Below are 16516 nucleotides of genomic sequence, written 5' to 3'. Positions count from 1 at the left end.
GTCCGGGCGCGGGACCCGGGCCCCGCTGCCCGCCGGGCCCCGCTCCCCCGTCGAACCGTGGGGCGACCACTCTCGCAAGCACCCCGGGCAGCAGCTTCGCCATCCGCTCGTCCGACACCGCGCTCACCTTGAGCCAGTCCGGGTGGCGGTCGCGTACGAGGAGCAGGGCGCAGCCCGCGTGGAGGAGGGCGGTGACCGGGCCCGCGGGGTGGCCCGCGAGGTGCTGCCAGACGCGTTCCCTGAGCGGCACCTCGCCCAGCTTGCCCAGCTTGCCCTGGGTGCGCAGCCACTCCTCGATCTCCGCGAGCGCGAAGGAGGGGCTGGTCTCGGTGCCGCCGACGGGCTTGGGGAAGTCGGGGTGACGGCGGCGCCAGTTGCTGACGGCCGCCCGGCCGACGCCGGCGAGCCGGGCGATCCCGGCGGCGGTCACCTCTGTCGCGTTGTCCCGCACCGACTGGCTCCCCTCGGTCCCGCTCCCCCGCCGCGAGCGTGCCCGCCACGGCGCTGTGGCGCCGAGCATACCCACCCACCCACGAACCGATCGATTCACGGCTGTTAACCAACTGTGCACCTGACTTCGTGTTGACTCGGTTCACAGCCTCTGCTGAGATATCGGCAGCGCTTCCAATCCCGTGGGGGGATCTTCATGCGACGTACCACTCTTGCCGCTGTGTGCCTGGCCGCCGCCGCGACCGTCGGGCTGACCGCCTGCGGCACCGAATCCGGCGGCTCCGGAGGAACGAGTACCGCCAAGAAGGACGAGCCCAAGGACGAGCCCAAGAAGGCGGCGGGGCCCTTCCCCGGCCTGTCCGGGCCCGACATCGTGGACAAGGCCGTGCAGGCGACGACCGACGCCTCGTCCCTCACCGTGAAGGGCAGCGTCCCGGACGAGACCGGCACCATCGAGCTGGACATGGCCTTCGACACCAAGGGGCGGTGCGCGGGAACGATGGGGATGGGCGGGGAGGGCTCGCTCGACCTGATCACGACCGCGAGCACGGTCTACATGAAGTACGACGAGAAGTTCCTGCGCACCCAGGGCAAGGGCGAGCCCGCCGCCGACACCCAGGCCGCCGTGGACATGCTCGCGGGCAGGTGGGTGAAGACGTCGGCGACCGGCGCCGACGCGAAGGACATCGCCTCGTTCTGCGACCTGGACGTCCTGCTCGGCGAGTTCAAGGACGTCAACTCCGCCGCCCGCAGGGGCAGGACGACCACGGTCGACGGCACCCCGGCCCTCACGCTGACCGAGAGCGACGGCACGGACCGGTACACCCTCTACGTCGCGACGGAGGGCAAGCCGTATCTGCTGAAGGTCGTGAACGAGACCGCGAAGACGCCGGAGAGCCTGGCGTTCGGCGACTTCGACGAGCCGGTCGACGCGACGCCGCCCACCGGCGACGTCATGGACATCGACAAGCTCGCGGGCTGAACCCGCCGAGCCTCAAGAGGCGTGCGGCACGGGCTCACAGCACGTGCCGCACCCACACATTCGGCTCCACGTACACCGCGTACCCGCGCTCCGGCTCGCAGTGCACCGGCACCAGCGCGCCCGGCACCTCGACAGGACCGGCCGCGTCGAACGGCAGCCCCGTCCACGCCCGCCACTGCGCGGTGGAACCGGACACCGTCATCGACGCGTGCGCCACCTTCGCGATGGTGCCGCCCGCCCGCACGTGCACCCGCAGCCACGGGTCGGCGGGCAGCCCGTCGTCCCGCTTGCGCTGCGCGTACGTGTCGATCAGCGCGGCCGGTTCGAGGTGCTTGGCGTTCGGGCGCACCGGCGCGACGACTTCCGCGAAGCCACGCGCGCGTGCGTTCTCGCGCATCGCGGCGAGCATCCGCGCGGAGACACCGTGGCCGAGGAATTCCTTCGCCACGGTGATCTCGATCGCGCTCACCGTGTCGGGCTTCCTGCCGTGCCGCAGGTCCGAGAACGCCCACAGCATGACCTGGTCCCAGCCGCCGTCCGGCAACTCCCCGCGCCCGGCGGCCCGCAGCGCGAACGGCACGCTGAACGCCTTGGCCGCGACCGTGCCCCGCTCGTCGGTGGCGACCAGGACGTACTCGGGAAGCTCCTTGACGATCCGCCCGATCATCGACCACGCGATGGGGTCGTTCCCGATGAACTCCGGCCAGGTGTCGTCCATCTCCCAGAGCGGTCCGGCGAGTTCGGGCCGCTCGGCCAGCGTCGTGATCTTCAGGTCCATGCCCCGGACGCTAGCGGGCGTGGCCCCACCTGTTAAGCCATTTTTCTGTACGTACGAGTCCGTATGCCCGAGCCCGTACGCCCGAGCAACGCCTCAGCGCGCGTGGAACCGTCCGGGCGCCGCTGTCGGGCCGCCCCCGGCCGGCAGCTTCTCCTCCGGGCAGCCCGTCAGGACCCGCTTCATGGCGTCACGCTCGGCGCCCGTCACCCACACCCCGTACTTCTTCTTCACCGCCACCTGCCGGGCCACGTAAGCGCACCGGTAGCCCTTGTCCGGCGGCAGCCACGTGGCCGTGTCGCCGTCGCCCTTGCCGCGGTTGGGGCCCGCGTCGACGGCGAGGAGGTTGAGCGGGTCGTTGGCGAAGGCGATGCGCTTGCTCGGCTCCCACTTGCCCGCGCCCTTCTGCCAGGCGTCCGAGAGGGCGACGAGATGGTCGATGTCGACCTGGCTGCGGCCGCGCACGAACGTTACGTCCTTGCCGGTGTAGGGGTCGGGCGAGAGCGCCCCGGAGGAGACCTCGCAGTCCCCTCCGTCGCGGTACTTCACGTCCTCCAGGTCGCGCTTGAGTATGTCGTCGCGGGTGCCGCAGCCGTTGGAGTCCGTGTCGGCCCAAGGACTGCCGAAGCGGTCGCGGTCGTAACCGGTCTTGGGGGCGCGGCCCTTGACGGTGAGCGTGTCGACGGCGGCGAGCGCGGGACCGGCCTTGGCGTCGGGCCCGGAGGAGCCGCCGGCCTTGTCCTGCGGCGAGCAGCCGGTGACGGACCCCGTGACGACGAGCGCGAGCAGCAGCGCGGCCCGGGCTCCGGTGGTGCGGCGGCTCACTGGACGGTCACCTTCGCCCCGAGTGCGAGCGTGCCGGGCGTCACGACGTCCGCGTACACGCCGATGCACATGCCGCGCGACGCGGTGAGCGTCTTCAGGATGCGGCTGTCGGCCGGAAGGCCGCGCTGGGCCTGGGTGGTCATGACGCAGCGTTCGATGCGCTCGACGACGCGCAGGCGCGGGCCGCCGTCGAAGGCGATCTCACGGCCGACCCAGTCCTCCTCGACCCACGGCTCGTCGGTCTCGACCACGATGTTCTTGCGCAGACGGCGTACGTCGACGGGGTCGGAGTCGCCGAGCAGCTCGCCCAGCGCACGCAGCGAGGCGGTGCCGACGAGGGAGACGGCGCCCGCGTCCTGATGGCTCACATCGCTCTCGCGCGCCAACTCCACGCCCGCACCGAAGAGTTCGGCCACGCGGGGGTCGCCGGGCCGCAGCTTCTCGCCGTCCGGCGTGGTGACGACGGGGCCGTCACCCTCATACACGGCGGTGTGCTCCAGCATCCCCGGCGTGCGCCGGAACCGGCGGGAGTTCTTGCCGCTCGCCAGCTTCCCGTCCTCGTACCGCAGGGCCCACAGCCGGTCACCGGCCACGCCCCGCTCGTCGAGGACGAGCCGCTCGCGCTCCTCCCCCAGCATCGACTTCACCGGAAAACGGACGAGCCCCACAACGTCCCCATGCCCCACGGCACTTCCCCTCCCCTGACCGACACGCTTTCGTCTCTCACCGCCACCGTACCGAGTGACTGGTTTAGACCATATCGTTCCCTGCATTACCTCCGGCGTAATCGACCCGCCACCGGCCCCGCGGAAGTATCAACGGCAGCCGCAGGAACACCGACCGAGGAGTCCGGATGACGACCGCCAAGACCACCGCCGAAGACGCCACCCGCGCCGCCGTCCAAGCCTTCCTGCAGTGCAGGCTGACGGGCGACACCGAGGGCCTCACCGCCCTCTTCACCGACGAGGTCGACTGGCTGCTGGCCGAGAACCCGGGCGTGCCGTGGATCCGGCCGCGGTCCACCGCCGCCGAGTGCGCGGCCCAGGCCGCCGAACTCGCCGCGCACACCGTCCCGGAGAAGGCCGGTGCCACCGTCGACACGATCCTCGTCGAGGGCGCGGACGCCGTGATCTTCGGCCACCTCTGGGGCACGGTGCGCGCCACCGGAAAGTCCTTCGAAGGCCCCTTCACGCTGCGGCTGACGGTCGAGAACGGCCGGATCTCGCGCCACCACCTCTACGAGAACAGCCGGTCGATCGCCGACGCCTGCACCCCGTGACGATCGCCTGCGCCTCCTACGAACCCACGATCGAGGTGAGGAACTCCCCCACCCAGCCCAGGAGTTCGCGGCCGATCAACGGCTTCCCGCCTACCTTCGCGGTCTTCGGGCGCGGGACGAGAAGCTGGTGGGCGTTCTCCTTGATGACCGTCCCGGGATACAACCGCTTCAGGCGCAGCTCCTGCGACTCCCGCAGCTCCACCGGGGCGAAGCGAATGTTGTTGCCCTGCAGCACGATCTCGCCGACCGAGCACGCACGGGCCAGCATGCGCAGGCCCGCCACCAGGAGGAGGTTCTCCACGGGCTCGGGCAACTTGCCGTAGCGGTCGGTGAGTTCCTCGCGTACCGCCTTGACGTCCTCCTCGCTGCTCGCGGAGGCGATCGAGCGGTAGGCCGCAAGGCGCAGGCGCTCGCCGGGGGCGTAGTCGTGCGGGACGTGCGCGTCGACCGGCAGCTCGACCTTGACCTCCAGCGGCGGCTCCTCCTCCACGCCGCCCTCCAGGGACGCGCGGTAGTCGGCCACCGCCTCGCCCACCATGCGTACGTAGAGGTCGAAGCCGACGCCCGCGATGTGCCCTGACTGTTCACCGCCCAGGAGGTTGCCCGCGCCCCGGATCTCCAGGTCCTTCATCGCCACGTACATGCCCGCGCCCATCTCCGTGTGCTGGGCGATGGTCGCGAGCCGCTCGTGGGCGGTCTCCGTCAGCGGCTTCTCCGGCGGGTAGAGGAAGTAGGAGTAGCCGCGCTCGCGGCCTCGGCCCACGCGCCCTCGCAGCTGGTGGAGCTGCGAGAGACCGAAGTTGTCGCCGCGCTCGACGATCAGCGTGTTGGCGTTGGAGATGTCGATGCCCGATTCGACGATCGTCGTCGAGACGAGCACGTCGAACTTCTTCTCCCAGAAGTCCACCACCACTTGCTCCAGGGCCTGTTCGGACATCTGGCCGTGCGCGGTGGCGATGCGGGCCTCGGGGACGATGTCCCGCAGGCGGGCCGTCGCGCGGTCGATGGACTCGACCCGGTTGTGGATGTAGAAGACCTGGCCCTCGCGGAGCAGTTCACGGCGGATGGCCGCGCCGATCTGCTTCTCCTCGTACGGGCCGACGAAGGTCAGGACCGGGTGGCGCTCCTCGGGGGGCGTGGTGATCGTCGACATCTCGCGGATGCCGGTCACGGCCATCTCGAGCGTACGGGGAATGGGGGTGGCCGACATGGTCAGCACGTCGACGTTGGCCCGCAGCTTCTTCAGCTGCTCCTTGTGCTCGACGCCGAAGCGCTGCTCCTCGTCGACGACGACCAGGCCGAGGTCCTTGAACTTCGTCTCGGAGGAGAAGAGGCGGTGTGTGCCGATCACGATGTCGACCGAGCCGTCGCGCAGACCCTCCAGGGTCGCCTTGGACTCCGTGTCCGTCTGGAAGCGACTCAACGCCCGTACCTTGACGGGGAATTGGGAGTAGCGCTCGGAGAACGTACCGAAGTGCTGCTGCACCAGGAGCGTGGTCGGGACGAGGACCGCGACCTGTTTGCCGTCCTGGACGGCCTTGAAGGCGGCGCGGACGGCGATCTCCGTCTTGCCGTAGCCGACGTCGCCGCAGATCAGGCGGTCCATCGGGACCGTCTTCTCCATGTCGTCCTTGACCTCGGCGATGGTGGTGAGCTGGTCGGGCGTCTCCACGTACGGGAAGGCGTCCTCCAGCTCGCGCTGCCAGGGGGTGTCGGCGCCGAAGGCGTGGCCGGGGGCCGCCATGCGGGCGCTGTAGAGCTTGATGAGGTCGGCAGCGATCTCCTTGACCGCCTTCTTCGCGCGCGCCTTCGTCTTCGTCCAGTCGGCGCCGCCCAGGCGGTGCAGCGTGGGGGCCTCGCCGCCGACGTACTTGGTGATCTGCTCCAGCTGGTCGGTGGGGATGTAGAGGCGGTCGCCGGGCTGGCCGCGCTTGGCGGGGGCGTACTCGACGACCAGGTACTCGCGGGTCGCGCCCTGGACCGTGCGCTGCACCATCTCGATGTAGCGGCCGACGCCGTGCTGCTCGTGGACGATGTAGTCGCCGGCCTCCAGGGTCAGCGGGTCGATCGTCTTCCTGCGGCGCGCGGGCATCCGCTGGCCGTCCTTGCCGGCCGCCTTCTGTCCGGAGAGGTCGGTCTCGGTGAGGACCGCGAGCTTGAGTGCCGGGTCCAGGAAGCCGTAGTCGATCGAGCCGCAGGAGACGTGCACGACCGAGGGCGTGAGCTCGCCGAGCTCCCCCGTCCTTGAATCAAGCACAGCGAGGCGGGCCGCGATGCCCTCGCCGCCCAGGACCTCGACGGTGCGGGCGGCGGGGCCGTGCGCCTCGGTGACGTACACGACGCGCCAGCCGTCGGCGAGCCAGCCCTTGGTGTCGGCGAGCGCCTTCGCGGTGTCGCCGCGGTAGGTCTCGGTGGCGTGCATGCCGAGCTTGAGGGTGTCGCCCGCCGCGTCAGCGGCAAATGTCGCTGTGAGGTCTTCGTCGGCGGCGAAGGGCGAGACGGACCACCACATCATGCCCAGGTCACGGGCGTGGTCGCGGATGTCCGCGATGCCCCAGAGCGAGGCGGCGTCCACGTCGATGGGGGCTTCGCCGCCGCCCGCCGTGGCGGCCCAGGACGCCTGGAGGAACTCCTGCGAGGTCGCCACCAGGTCGGCCGCGCGGGTGCGCACGCGCTCGGGGTCGCAGACCACGGCCATGCTGTCCCGCGGCAGGACGTCGAGCAGCAGCTCCATGTCGTCGACCAGGACGGGCGCGAGGGACTCCATGCCCTCGACGGCGATGCCCTCGGCGATCTTGCCGAGCAGTTCGCCCAGCTCGGGGTGGGCCTCGGCCAGGGCTGCCGCCCTCTCGCGCACGTCATCCGTGAGGAGCAGCTCGCGGCAGGGCGGGGCCCACAGGCCGTGCTCGGCGACCTCGAGGGAGCGCTGGTCGGCGACCTTGAAGTAGCGGATCTCCTCGACGTCGTCGCCCCAGAACTCGACGCGGAGGGGGTGCTCCTCGGTCGGCGGGAAGACGTCCAGGATGCCGCCGCGCACGGCGAACTCGCCGCGCTTCTCGACCAGCTCCACACGGGAGTACGCGGCTGCCGCGAGGGCTTCCACGGTCTCGTTCAGGTCCGTGGACTCGCCGGTCCGCAGGGCGACGGGCTCCAGGTCGCCCAGGCCCTTGACCTGCGGCTGGAGGACCGAGCGCACGGGGGCGACGATGACGGAGACGGGGCCCGTCTCGGGGTCGTCGGGGCGCGGGTGCGCCAGGCGGCGCAGGACCGCGAGGCGGCGGCCGACGGTGTCGGAGCGGGGCGAGAGGCGCTCGTGCGGGAGGGTCTCCCAGGAGGGGTACTCGACGACTCCGTCCGGCGGGAGGATCGTGCGCAGGGCGGCCGCCAGGTCCTCGGCCTCGCGTCCGGTCGCCGTCACGGCGAGGACGGTGCGGTTCGTCTCGCGGGCGAGAGCGGCGACCGCGAAGGGGCGAGCGGCGGGCGGACCGACCAGGTCTACGTGCGGGCGGTTGCCGTCCTTGCCGGCTTTGACCGCTTCGGCGAGTGCGGAGTCCTTGACGACAGCGTCGAGCAGACCGTGCAGGCTCATGTGGGCTTTCGCTTTCCGTCCAGGTTCGGGGGCGCGCGGGGGCAACGCGAACCGCCCGGCACGTCGTACGGGCCGGGGGTCTCCAGCGTACGACTCCGGAGTGACAGGCGCTGTCCGTCCGAGGCCAGGTGGCAAGATCCAGCCGGTCCGGAACCCCTGGGGACGGCAGCCGGCCCCGGCGGGCGCTCGTCGCGCCGGCCGGGGCCGTCTCCCACACCCCCGTGGCGGGAGCTATTCGGTGGCGATGGCGTTCAGGACGTTCATCCGGCCCGCCCTGAAGGCGGGAACCAACGCGGCGAACAGGCCCACGAACGCCGAGCCGATGAAGACGGTGATGATCGTCGGCCAGGGGATCTCCAGGACCTTCAGGCCCTCCAGGGCCAGAAGCTTCTGGGCCGTCGCCCCCCAGCCCATGCCGAGCCCGAGGCCGAGCAGCGCGCCGAAGAGGGCGATGACCACCGACTCCAGGCGGATCATGCGGCGCATCTGGCGGCGCGAGAGGCCGATGGCCCGCATCAGGCCGATCTCACGGGTGCGCTCGACCACCGAGAGGGCGAGGGTGTTCACCACGCCCAGGATCGCGACGATGATCGCGAGACCGAGCAGGCCGTAGACCATGTTCAGCATCTGGCCGACCTGGTCCTTCAGCGTCTGCTTGAAGTCGGTCTGGTCCATGACCTTGTACTGCGGGTAGTCGGACATGGCCGCCTTCAGCGACGTGTACGCCGCGTCCTGCTGGCCCTTCTCCGCCTTGGCGAACATGATCTCGTTCGGCGGCATCCGGTCGGCGGGCACGTACTTCGCGGCGGTCTCGATGTTCACGTACATCGCACCCGAGTCGATCGAGGTGTCGCCCGACGTGATGGCCCGGACGGTCAGCTCGCCCGTCCTGCCGTGGTCGAAGGCGAGCTTCACCTTGTCGCCGACGGCGATGCCGTGATCCTTGGCGAAGTCCTCGCCGACCGACATGGAGTCCGGCTTGTAGGCGTCGGCGAGCTTGCCGGCGACGGTCTCGCTGCGCAGGTCCTGCGCGTACGTCGCGTCGGCGGCGCTCAGGCCGACCTCCTTCGCGGTCTTGCCGTCGGGGGCCGTCAGGTCCGCCTTGATGTCCTTGTAGTGGGTGATGTGGGCGATGTGGTCGGCCTTCTCCAGGGACTTCGCGGCCTTCGGGGTGATCGCCTGGCCGGTGTCGGACTGGATGATGAAGTCCGCGCCGACCGACTTGTCGAGCTGGTCCGTGGCGGATGCGACCATCGAGGAGCCGACCACCGAGAGGCAGGCGACCAGGGCGAGGCCGATCATCAGGGCCGCGCCGGTGGCGCCGGTGCGGCGCGGGTTGCGCAGGGCGTTGCGCTCGGCCATCCGCCCCACGGGGCCGAACCACCGCAGCAGTACGGCGCTGATGACGCGGACCACGCCGTTGGCGAGGACCGGGCCGATGACGACGAAGCCGATGAGGGTCAGGACCACGCCGCCGCCGAGGAAGAGCGAGCCCTCGCTCGCCTTGTCCGCCTGGGACGCGGTGTAGAGGCCGAAGACTCCGGCGCCGGTGAGGACCAGGCCGATGACCGCGCGCAGGGCGCTCGCCCTGCCGTCGGCCGGAGTTCCGGCGTCGCGCAGCGCTGCCATCGGGGAGACCTTGGCGGCGCGCCGCGCGGGGAGGTAGGCGGCCAGGACGGTGACGACGATGCCGAGGACCATGCCCACCACGGGGGTCGTCCACTTCACCGTGAGGTCCTGGGTGGACAGTTCCATGCCCATGCCGGACATGAGCTGCATCAGGCCGACGGCGAGCCCGACGCCCGCGCCGACCCCCAGGATCGAGCCGAAGACACCGAGAAGCAACGCCTCGACGAGCACGGAGCGGTTGACCTGCTTGCGGCTCGATCCGATGGCACGCATCAGGCCGATCTCGCGGGTGCGCTGGGCGACCAGCATCGAGAAGGTGTTGATGATGAGGAAGATGCCGACGAGGAAGGCGATCCCGGCGAAGCCGAGCATCGCGTACTTCATGACGTCCAGGAAGCCGCTGACGCTCTTGCGGCTGTCGTCCGAAGTCTCCTCCTGCGTCTTGACCTTGTACGCGGAGGCGTCCGCGCCCATGGTCGCGGTGACGTTCCGCTTGAGCACCGTGTCACTGACACCGGCGGCGGCGCTCACGTTGACGTGCGTGAACTTGCCGGTGGAGCCGAGGAGTTCGCGCTGCGCTGTCGCGGTGTCGAAGTAGACGATCGCGGCACCGGGGTTGGTCACCTTGAAGGTGGCGATCCCCGAGATCTTGGCGGAGTGGTCGCCGGCGACGGCGATGGTGCGCAGCTCGTCACCGATCTTGAGGTGGTGCTTCTCGGCGGTGTCGGCGTCGACCATCACGTCGGTGGGACCGCGCGGGGCGTGCCCGGAGGTGATGTCCATCGAACGCAGGTCGTTGTGCGTCCAGTTGCCGGCGATGGTCGGGCCGCCGCCGGTGGGTCCGACGTTCTTCTTCTCGGAGTTGACGACGGTGACGGCGGTGCTGCTGACCGCGCCCTCCGCGGACTTCACGCCGTCCGCCTTCTTCGCCTGACCGACGACCGAGGCGGGTATCGACTCGGGCCTGCCGCTCTCGGGGGTCTCCCCCGAGTCCTTCGCCGCCTTGTTCGTGACGGTGACATCGGCGGACGTCGCGGCGAAGAGCTTGTCGAACGTCGTGTTCATCGTGTCGGAGAAGACGAGCGTGCCGCAGACGAACGCCACCGACAGGACCACGGCCACGGCGGAGAGCGCCATACGGCCCTTGTGCGCGAAGAAGTTGCGCATCGAGGTCTTGAGGACGGTCATGACGTACGCCCCCGCGCGTCGAAGTCCTTCATGCGGTCAAGGACGGTCTCGGCGGTCGGCGAGTACATCTCGTCGACGATCCGGCCGTCCGCGAGGTACAGCACCCGGTCCGCGTACGAGGCCGCCACCGGGTCGTGCGTGACCATCACGATGGTCTGGCCGAGCTCGGTCACCGACTTGCGCAGGAAGCCCAGCACCTCGGCCCCCGCACGGGAGTCGAGGTTTCCGGTCGGCTCGTCACCGAAGATGATCTCGGGGCGCGCGGCAAGGGCGCGGGCCACGGCGACGCGCTGCTGCTGGCCGCCGGAGAGCTCGGTCGGGCGGTGCTTGAGGCGGCCCGCGAGGCCGACGGTCTCCACGACCTGGTCCAGCCAGGCGCGGTCGGGCTTGCGGCCCGCGATGTCCATCGGGAGCGTGATGTTCTCGATGGCGTTCAGCGTCGGCAGGAGGTTGAACGCCTGGAAGATGAAGCCGATCCGGTCCCGGCGCAGCTGCGTGAGCTTCTTGTCCTTCAGGCCGGTGATCTCGGTCTCGTCGAGGTAGATCTGCCCGGACGAGACGGTGTCGAGGCCCGCGAGGCAGTGCATGAGGGTCGATTTGCCGGAGCCGGAGGGGCCCATGATCGCGGTGAACTGCCCGCGGGCGATGTCCACGTCGATCTCGTCGAGCGCGACGACCCGGGTCTCCCCGGATCCGTACGCCTTCACGACCTGGCGCGCCCGTGCCACCACGGCCGTACGCCCTCCAGTGCCCCCGTGCCTGGGAATGGTTACAGCCGATGTCACGGTAAGTCTCCTAAGTCGGTTACGCGGTGAGTCATGTGTACTCAGGCGTGTTCGCTACGCATAAAGAGTCTGGTCGTCCGACGGCCCCGGCGCGCTGGTGCCCAGCGCAGTCTTTTGCGGGGGAAAACCCCACCCCCGAAGGTGTGGCTGGTCCGACCCGAGTGCCGTCCCGGCCCGTCCCGTCGGCGTCCCGCCCGTCGGCATAAAGCCAATCTAAGAAGCGGCCGGGGCCTTCTCGTCCTCCGGCAGTACGAACGCTCCCCGGTCCGTAGTACGGAGGATCCCCTAGGGAATCTCCACCCGCCGGTGGAGCCGTTCTCGGGGTCCCTCCACCCTCCCGCCGAGCTCACCCCGGCCCACCTGCCGGGATGTTCTCCACCCCTGCCCCGGACGCGCATCGGGTGAGATGGTGGCCCGGAGCAAATAGATGCAGGGGGAAGGAATCTCGGTGGGCACGGACGGAGCGAGCGGCGCGGCGGATTCGGGTGCGGACGGCGTACGTTCGGGCACGGACGGCATACGTTCCGGCACGGACGGCAGAGGGCGGCGCGGCCCCGTCGTCGCCGCCCTCATGCTCGCCATGGCGCTCGCCGCCCTGGACGCCACGATCGTCTCGACCGCCATCCCGCAGATCGTCGGCGACCTCGGCGGCTTCTCCGTCTTCTCCTGGCTCTTCTCCGGCTATCTGCTCGCCGTCACCGTCACCCTGCCCATCTACGGCAAGCTCTCCGACACCTTCGGCCGCAAGCCCGTCCTCATCGCGGGCAGCATCCTCTTCCTGATCGGCTCGGCCCTGTGCGCCGTGGCCTGGAACATGGGTGCCCTCATCGCCTTCCGTGTCGTCCAGGGCCTGGGCGGCGGCGCGCTCCAGGGGACGGTCCAGACACTCGCCGCCGACCTCTATCCCCTCAAGGAACGCCCCAAGATCCAGGCCAAGTTGTCCACCGTGTGGGCGGCGTCGTCGATCGCGGGCCCGGCACTCGGCGGACTGATCGCCGCGTACGCCGACTGGCGCTGGATCTTCCTGATCAACCTGCCCATCGGGGCGGTGGCCCTCTGGCTGATCGTGCGCCACCTCCACGAGCCGGAGCGCGAGCAGGCCACCCGCGGGCGCACCGACTGGGCGGGCGCGCTCGCCGTCTTCGCCTGCGGCGGCGTCCTGCTCACCGCGCTCGTGCAGGGCGGCGTCGCCTGGGGCTGGCTGTCCGCGCCCTCGTTCGCGCTGTTCGCGGGCGCGCTGGTGCTCGGCGCCGCCGTCCTGGTCACCGAGCGGCGCGCGGCGGAGCCGATCATCCCCGGCTGGGTCTGGCGCCGGCGCACCATCGCGGCCGTCAACCTCGCCCTGGGCGCCCTCGGCCTCCTGATGGTCGCGCCCACGGTCTTCCTGCCGACGTACGCCCAGTCCGTGCTCGGCCTCGCGCCGATCGCCGCCGGGTTCGTGCTCTCCGTCATGACCCTGAGCTGGCCGGTCTCCGCCGCCCTGAGCCAGCACGTCTACCGCAGGCTGGGCTTTCGCGACACGGCGCTCATCGGCATCGGCGGCGCCGCGCTCTTCCTCTTCGCGTTCCCCTTCCTGCCCTACCCGGGGCAGGCCTGGCAGCCGGCGCTGATCATGCTGCTTCTCGGCGCGGCACTCGGCCTCTTCCAGCTGCCGCTGATCGTCGGGGTGCAGTCCACCGTCGGCTGGTCCGAGCGCGGCACGGCCACGGCGTCCGTCCTCTTCTGCCGCCAGATAGGCCAGACGCTCGGCGCCGCACTCTTCGGCGCGGTCGCCAACTCGGTCCTCACCTCGCGGCTCGGCGGGGCGGGCTCCCTGGACGCGGTGGCCCACGCCCTTGAGGATCCGAACTCGATCGCCGACCCCGAACGGCTGCGCCGCGCGGTCGACTCGGCGGTCGACACGGTGTACGTGGGTGCGGGGTGCGCGGCGGTGATCGCACTCCTCGTCCTGGTGTTCCTCGCCCCTCGGCGGTTTCCGGTAATCGGGGCGGAGGCCCCGGAAAACGGGGAGGTGGGAGCCCTGGAGAGCAGGGAGAACACCGAACTGACGCCACACGAGGGGCACATGAATAGACCGGCCGAATAGACCGACCAACCAGTATGTGCAAAACCCTTCGCGGCTCTACTACTTACAAGTAACGTGCTCGATTCTCACCTCTCGCTCCCTGCGGTCCCGCACCGGACCGACGCCGCGCAAGGAGAACCGGGATGCCCTACCCTCACCACCCCCAAGGCCCCCAAGGCCCGCACCGCCCCCATCACCCCTCTCAGCCCCCTCAACCCCAGCAGCCCCAATACCCCCAACACCCGCATCACGCCTACCACCCCCACCTCCCTCCGTACGACTCCTCCCCCTCCTACCCCACCTACCCCTGGCAGCCCGTCGCACCGCCACCACCCCCACCGCCCCCAAGACTCCCCCGCCACCCCGCACTCGGCCGCCACAGCGACCTGCGCCACCTGCGCAGCGCCTACCGCTGGCAGCGCCGCGTCGCCACCCTCACCGCGCTCGGCTACTTCACGCTCTTCCTGATCCTCTCCGCGTTCGCCCCGTCCCTGATGACGGGCACGGTCACCGGCGGGCTCTCCACCGGACTGCTGCTCGGCCTGTGCCAGGTGCCCGTCACCCTCATCGCCATAGCGCTGTACGAGTTCACGGCCCGCCGCAGGGTCGACCCGCTGGCCGAACGGCTGCGCAAACTGGCGGAGTTGGAGGCCAACCGATGACCTCCGACATCACGCTTGCCGCCGACACGGCAGAGGCCATGTCCCTGGTGGCGTTCACCGCCGTCGTCACCCTCACGCTGCTCCTGTGCGTACTGACGGGCCCCGACCGCGACAACCTCGGCGAGTTCTACACCGGCTACGGCGCCCTCTCGCCGATGCGCAACGGCCTGGCCATCGCGGGCGACTACATCTCGGCGGCGACCGTGCTCGGCACCGGCGGAGTGATCGCGCTCGTCGGGTACGACGGGGTCGTCCTGGCCCTCAGCACCGCCCTGTCCCTGATGCTGCTGATGTTCCTGCTCGCCGAACCCCTGCGCAACGCGGGCCAGTTCACCATGGGCGACGTCCTTGCCCGCCGGATGCCGGGCCGCGCCGTACGCATCACCGCGTGCGCGGCGACGCTGACCGCGCTCCTTCCGCTGATGCTGGTGCAACTGGCGGGCGCGGGCGACCTGCTCTCCTTCATCCTCGGGTTCTCCGGCGAGGGCGTGAAGACGGGATGCGTCATCGCACTCGGCGCACTCATGATCAGTTACGCGGCGATCGGCGGCATGAAGGGCACCGCCCTCATCCAGATCCTGAAGATCGTGATCCTGCTCGGCTCCGGAGTGGTCATCGCCGCCCTGATCCTGCGCCGCTTCGACTGGGACCTGGGCGCCTTGCTCGCCGCCGCCCAGAAGGGCAGCGGGGTCGGCCCGGCCTTCCTCCAGTCCGGACTGCAGTTCCAGGGCGGCCCCAACCCCCGCCTGGACATGATCAGTTCGGAGCTCACGGTGGTGCTAGGCGGCGCATGCCTGCCGCACGTCACGATGCGCATGTACACGGCGCGCAGTGCCCGCGAGGTGCGCCGCTCGCTGTCATGGGCGGTGTCGTCGGTGGCGCTCTTCGTCGTCATCATCGCGATCGTCGGCTTCGGCGCGACGGCGATGCTCGGGCGGGCGGCCATCGCGAAGGCGGACCCGCAGGGCAACACCGCGTATCTCCTCGGCTCCAAGGCGGTGTTCGGCGTGAACGCTTCGACGGCGGAGACCCTCATCTTCACGACCGTCACCACAGCGATCTTCCTGACCCTGCTCGCCTCGGTCGCCGGAATGATCCTGGCCTGCGCCAACTCCCTGGCACACGACGTCTTCGCGCATCTGCGCAGCGGACTCACCCCGCGCCGGGAGATGACACTGGCCCGCGTCTCGGCGCTCGCCATAGGAGGCCTGGCAATCGCCCTCGCCGTCATGGTCCAGCACCACAACCTGCAACCGCTGGTGACGCTGTCGTTCTGCCTGGGCGCATCGGCCCTCGCCCCGGCACTGGTCTACAGCCTCTTCTGGCGCCGCTACACCCGCAGGGGCCTCCTGTGGACCCTGATCGGCGGCACCCTGGGCTCCGTCATCCTCATGACGGGCACCAACCTGGTCTCGGGCGCCCCCACTTCGGCGTTCCCGAACCACGACTTCAACTGGTTCCCGTTCACCACCACGGGCCTGGCTTCCATCCCGCTCGGCTTCCTCCTGGGCTGGCTCGGCACGGTGTCATCGGGCCCACGGGAGTCGGAGGAACAGCGCAAGCGGTACGAGGCGGTGGAGGGCTGGATCCTGGCGGGGGTGACGAGGAGGTAAAACTCGCCGGGGCAATCGACGGCCCCTCCCAGGGGGAACTCGACGCGGGGCAAACGGGTGGGTGGGCGGGAAAAATCCGCCGCGAAGCGGCGGTCTAGGACACCCGCCCGGTCAGCGCAGCGAGACTGCTCCGCACATGCTCCATGTGCGCCCGAATCTCGTCCCACTCCTCCCCGTGCTCCCGCAGCATCCGCTCGGTCTCCCGGGCGATCCCTTCCTCCCGCACCCCCGCGGCAGCGACAAGCTCCGCACCCCGCGCCTCGGCGTCCTCCTGCCCGTGCCTGGCGGACTCCTCCGCCTCGGTGAAGGCCCGCTTCGCCTCGGAGAGGCGGGCCTCCGCGGCGGCCACGAGCGAAGCCTCGTGAGCCTGCGCCTCGGCCTCCCGCAGGGCGATCTCCCGCTCGGCGGCCTCCCAGCGCTCGGCGTGCTCCTTCTCCTGCTCATCCAGGAGCGCGGCACTGCGCTGCCGCGTCTCCCGCAGCGCGGCAAGAGCCTCGCCCCGCCACTCCTTCACGTCACGGCGGGCCGCGATCCGCGACTCGTCCGCGGTCGCCCGGCAGGCGAGCAACCGCTGCCGGGCCCGCTCCTCGCCCTCGCCGAGCAGCTCGACGGCGTACGCACGAGCCGCCTCGCCGCCCTCCCGCGCCTCCGCGTCCGCCACCGCCGTCACGCGC

Annotated in this window: 12 protein-coding genes and 1 pseudogene; 5 read left to right on the top strand and 8 right to left on the bottom strand. The window is 70.5% G+C overall.

Annotated features, from left to right (window positions below; translation table 11 throughout):
* Positions 1-451, bottom strand: a pseudogene (locus ABD378_RS29040) (SAM-dependent methyltransferase); the annotation flags it as partial.
* Between the two features lie 195 nt (positions 452-646).
* Here ABD378_RS29040 and ABD378_RS29035 point away from each other — a divergent pair.
* Positions 647-1432, top strand: coding sequence for a hypothetical protein (locus tag ABD378_RS29035; RefSeq protein WP_344525451.1), 786 nt, complete (start codon positions 647-649; stop codon positions 1430-1432).
* 34 nt (positions 1433-1466) lie between these two features.
* Here ABD378_RS29035 and ABD378_RS29030 read toward each other — a convergent pair whose 3' ends face one another.
* The 3 genes from ABD378_RS29030 to ABD378_RS29020 all read right to left on the bottom strand — a co-directional run bounded on the left by ABD378_RS29030 (position 1467) and on the right by ABD378_RS29020 (position 3718).
* Positions 1467-2210, bottom strand: coding sequence for an N-acetyltransferase (locus ABD378_RS29030; protein WP_344525449.1), 744 nt, complete (start codon positions 2208-2210; stop codon positions 1467-1469).
* 93 nt (positions 2211-2303) lie between these two features.
* On the bottom strand, positions 2304-3032 hold the full coding sequence (locus ABD378_RS29025; protein ID WP_386544814.1) for an HNH endonuclease family protein: 729 nt from the start codon (positions 3030-3032) through the stop codon (positions 2304-2306).
* Complete coding sequence (locus ABD378_RS29020; protein ID WP_344525447.1) at positions 3029-3718, bottom strand: MOSC domain-containing protein; 690 nt, start codon at positions 3716-3718, stop codon at positions 3029-3031. The genes ABD378_RS29025 and ABD378_RS29020 overlap by 4 nt, the downstream gene beginning before the upstream one ends.
* A 167-nt stretch (positions 3719-3885) precedes the next feature.
* Between ABD378_RS29020 and ABD378_RS29015 the strand changes: the two genes are divergently transcribed.
* Entirely contained in the window at positions 3886-4311 is a 426-nt protein-coding gene (locus tag ABD378_RS29015) for a nuclear transport factor 2 family protein (RefSeq protein ID WP_344525445.1), read from the top strand.
* Between the two features lie 16 nt (positions 4312-4327).
* Here ABD378_RS29015 and mfd read toward each other — a convergent pair whose 3' ends face one another.
* The 3 genes from mfd to ABD378_RS29000 form a co-directional block, all read right to left on the bottom strand.
* Complete coding sequence (gene mfd / locus ABD378_RS29010; RefSeq protein WP_344525443.1) at positions 4328-7900, bottom strand: transcription-repair coupling factor; 3573 nt, start codon at positions 7898-7900, stop codon at positions 4328-4330.
* Positions 7901-8131: 231 nt separating this feature from the next.
* On the bottom strand, positions 8132-10717 hold the full coding sequence (locus ABD378_RS29005) for an ABC transporter permease (protein ID WP_344525441.1): 2586 nt from the start codon (positions 10715-10717) through the stop codon (positions 8132-8134).
* Positions 10714-11502 carry an ABC transporter ATP-binding protein gene (locus tag ABD378_RS29000; RefSeq protein WP_344525439.1) on the bottom strand — a complete coding sequence of 263 codons (789 nt, stop codon included), beginning with the start codon at positions 11500-11502 and terminating at the stop codon, positions 10714-10716. Before ABD378_RS29000 ends, ABD378_RS29005 begins: the two co-directional genes overlap by 4 nt.
* 427 nt (positions 11503-11929) lie before the next feature.
* Here ABD378_RS29000 and ABD378_RS28995 point away from each other — a divergent pair, with 427 nt between their 5' ends.
* From ABD378_RS28995 to ABD378_RS28985, 3 genes are all read left to right on the top strand, one after another.
* Complete coding sequence (locus ABD378_RS28995) at positions 11930-13588, top strand: MFS transporter (protein ID WP_344525436.1); 1659 nt, start codon at positions 11930-11932, stop codon at positions 13586-13588.
* Positions 13589-13710: 122 nt separating this feature from the next.
* Positions 13711-14229 carry a DUF485 domain-containing protein gene (locus tag ABD378_RS28990; protein WP_344525434.1) on the top strand — a complete coding sequence of 173 codons (519 nt, stop codon included), beginning with the start codon at positions 13711-13713 and terminating at the stop codon, positions 14227-14229.
* Complete coding sequence (locus ABD378_RS28985; protein WP_344525432.1) at positions 14226-15842, top strand: sodium/solute symporter; 1617 nt, start codon at positions 14226-14228, stop codon at positions 15840-15842. Before ABD378_RS28990 ends, ABD378_RS28985 begins: the two co-directional genes overlap by 4 nt.
* Positions 15843-15936: 94 nt before the next feature.
* Here ABD378_RS28985 and ABD378_RS28980 read toward each other — a convergent pair.
* Positions 15937-16516: cellulose-binding protein (locus ABD378_RS28980; protein ID WP_344525430.1), on the bottom strand; the 580-nt coding region annotated here is incomplete at its 5' end.

Source organism: Streptomyces rectiviolaceus (genome assembly GCF_039533825.1).
Taxonomy (GTDB): domain Bacteria; phylum Actinomycetota; class Actinomycetes; order Streptomycetales; family Streptomycetaceae; genus Streptomyces; species Streptomyces rectiviolaceus.
Note: the sequence above shows the minus strand (reverse complement) of the source record. Positions and strands in the feature narration are given on the sequence as shown.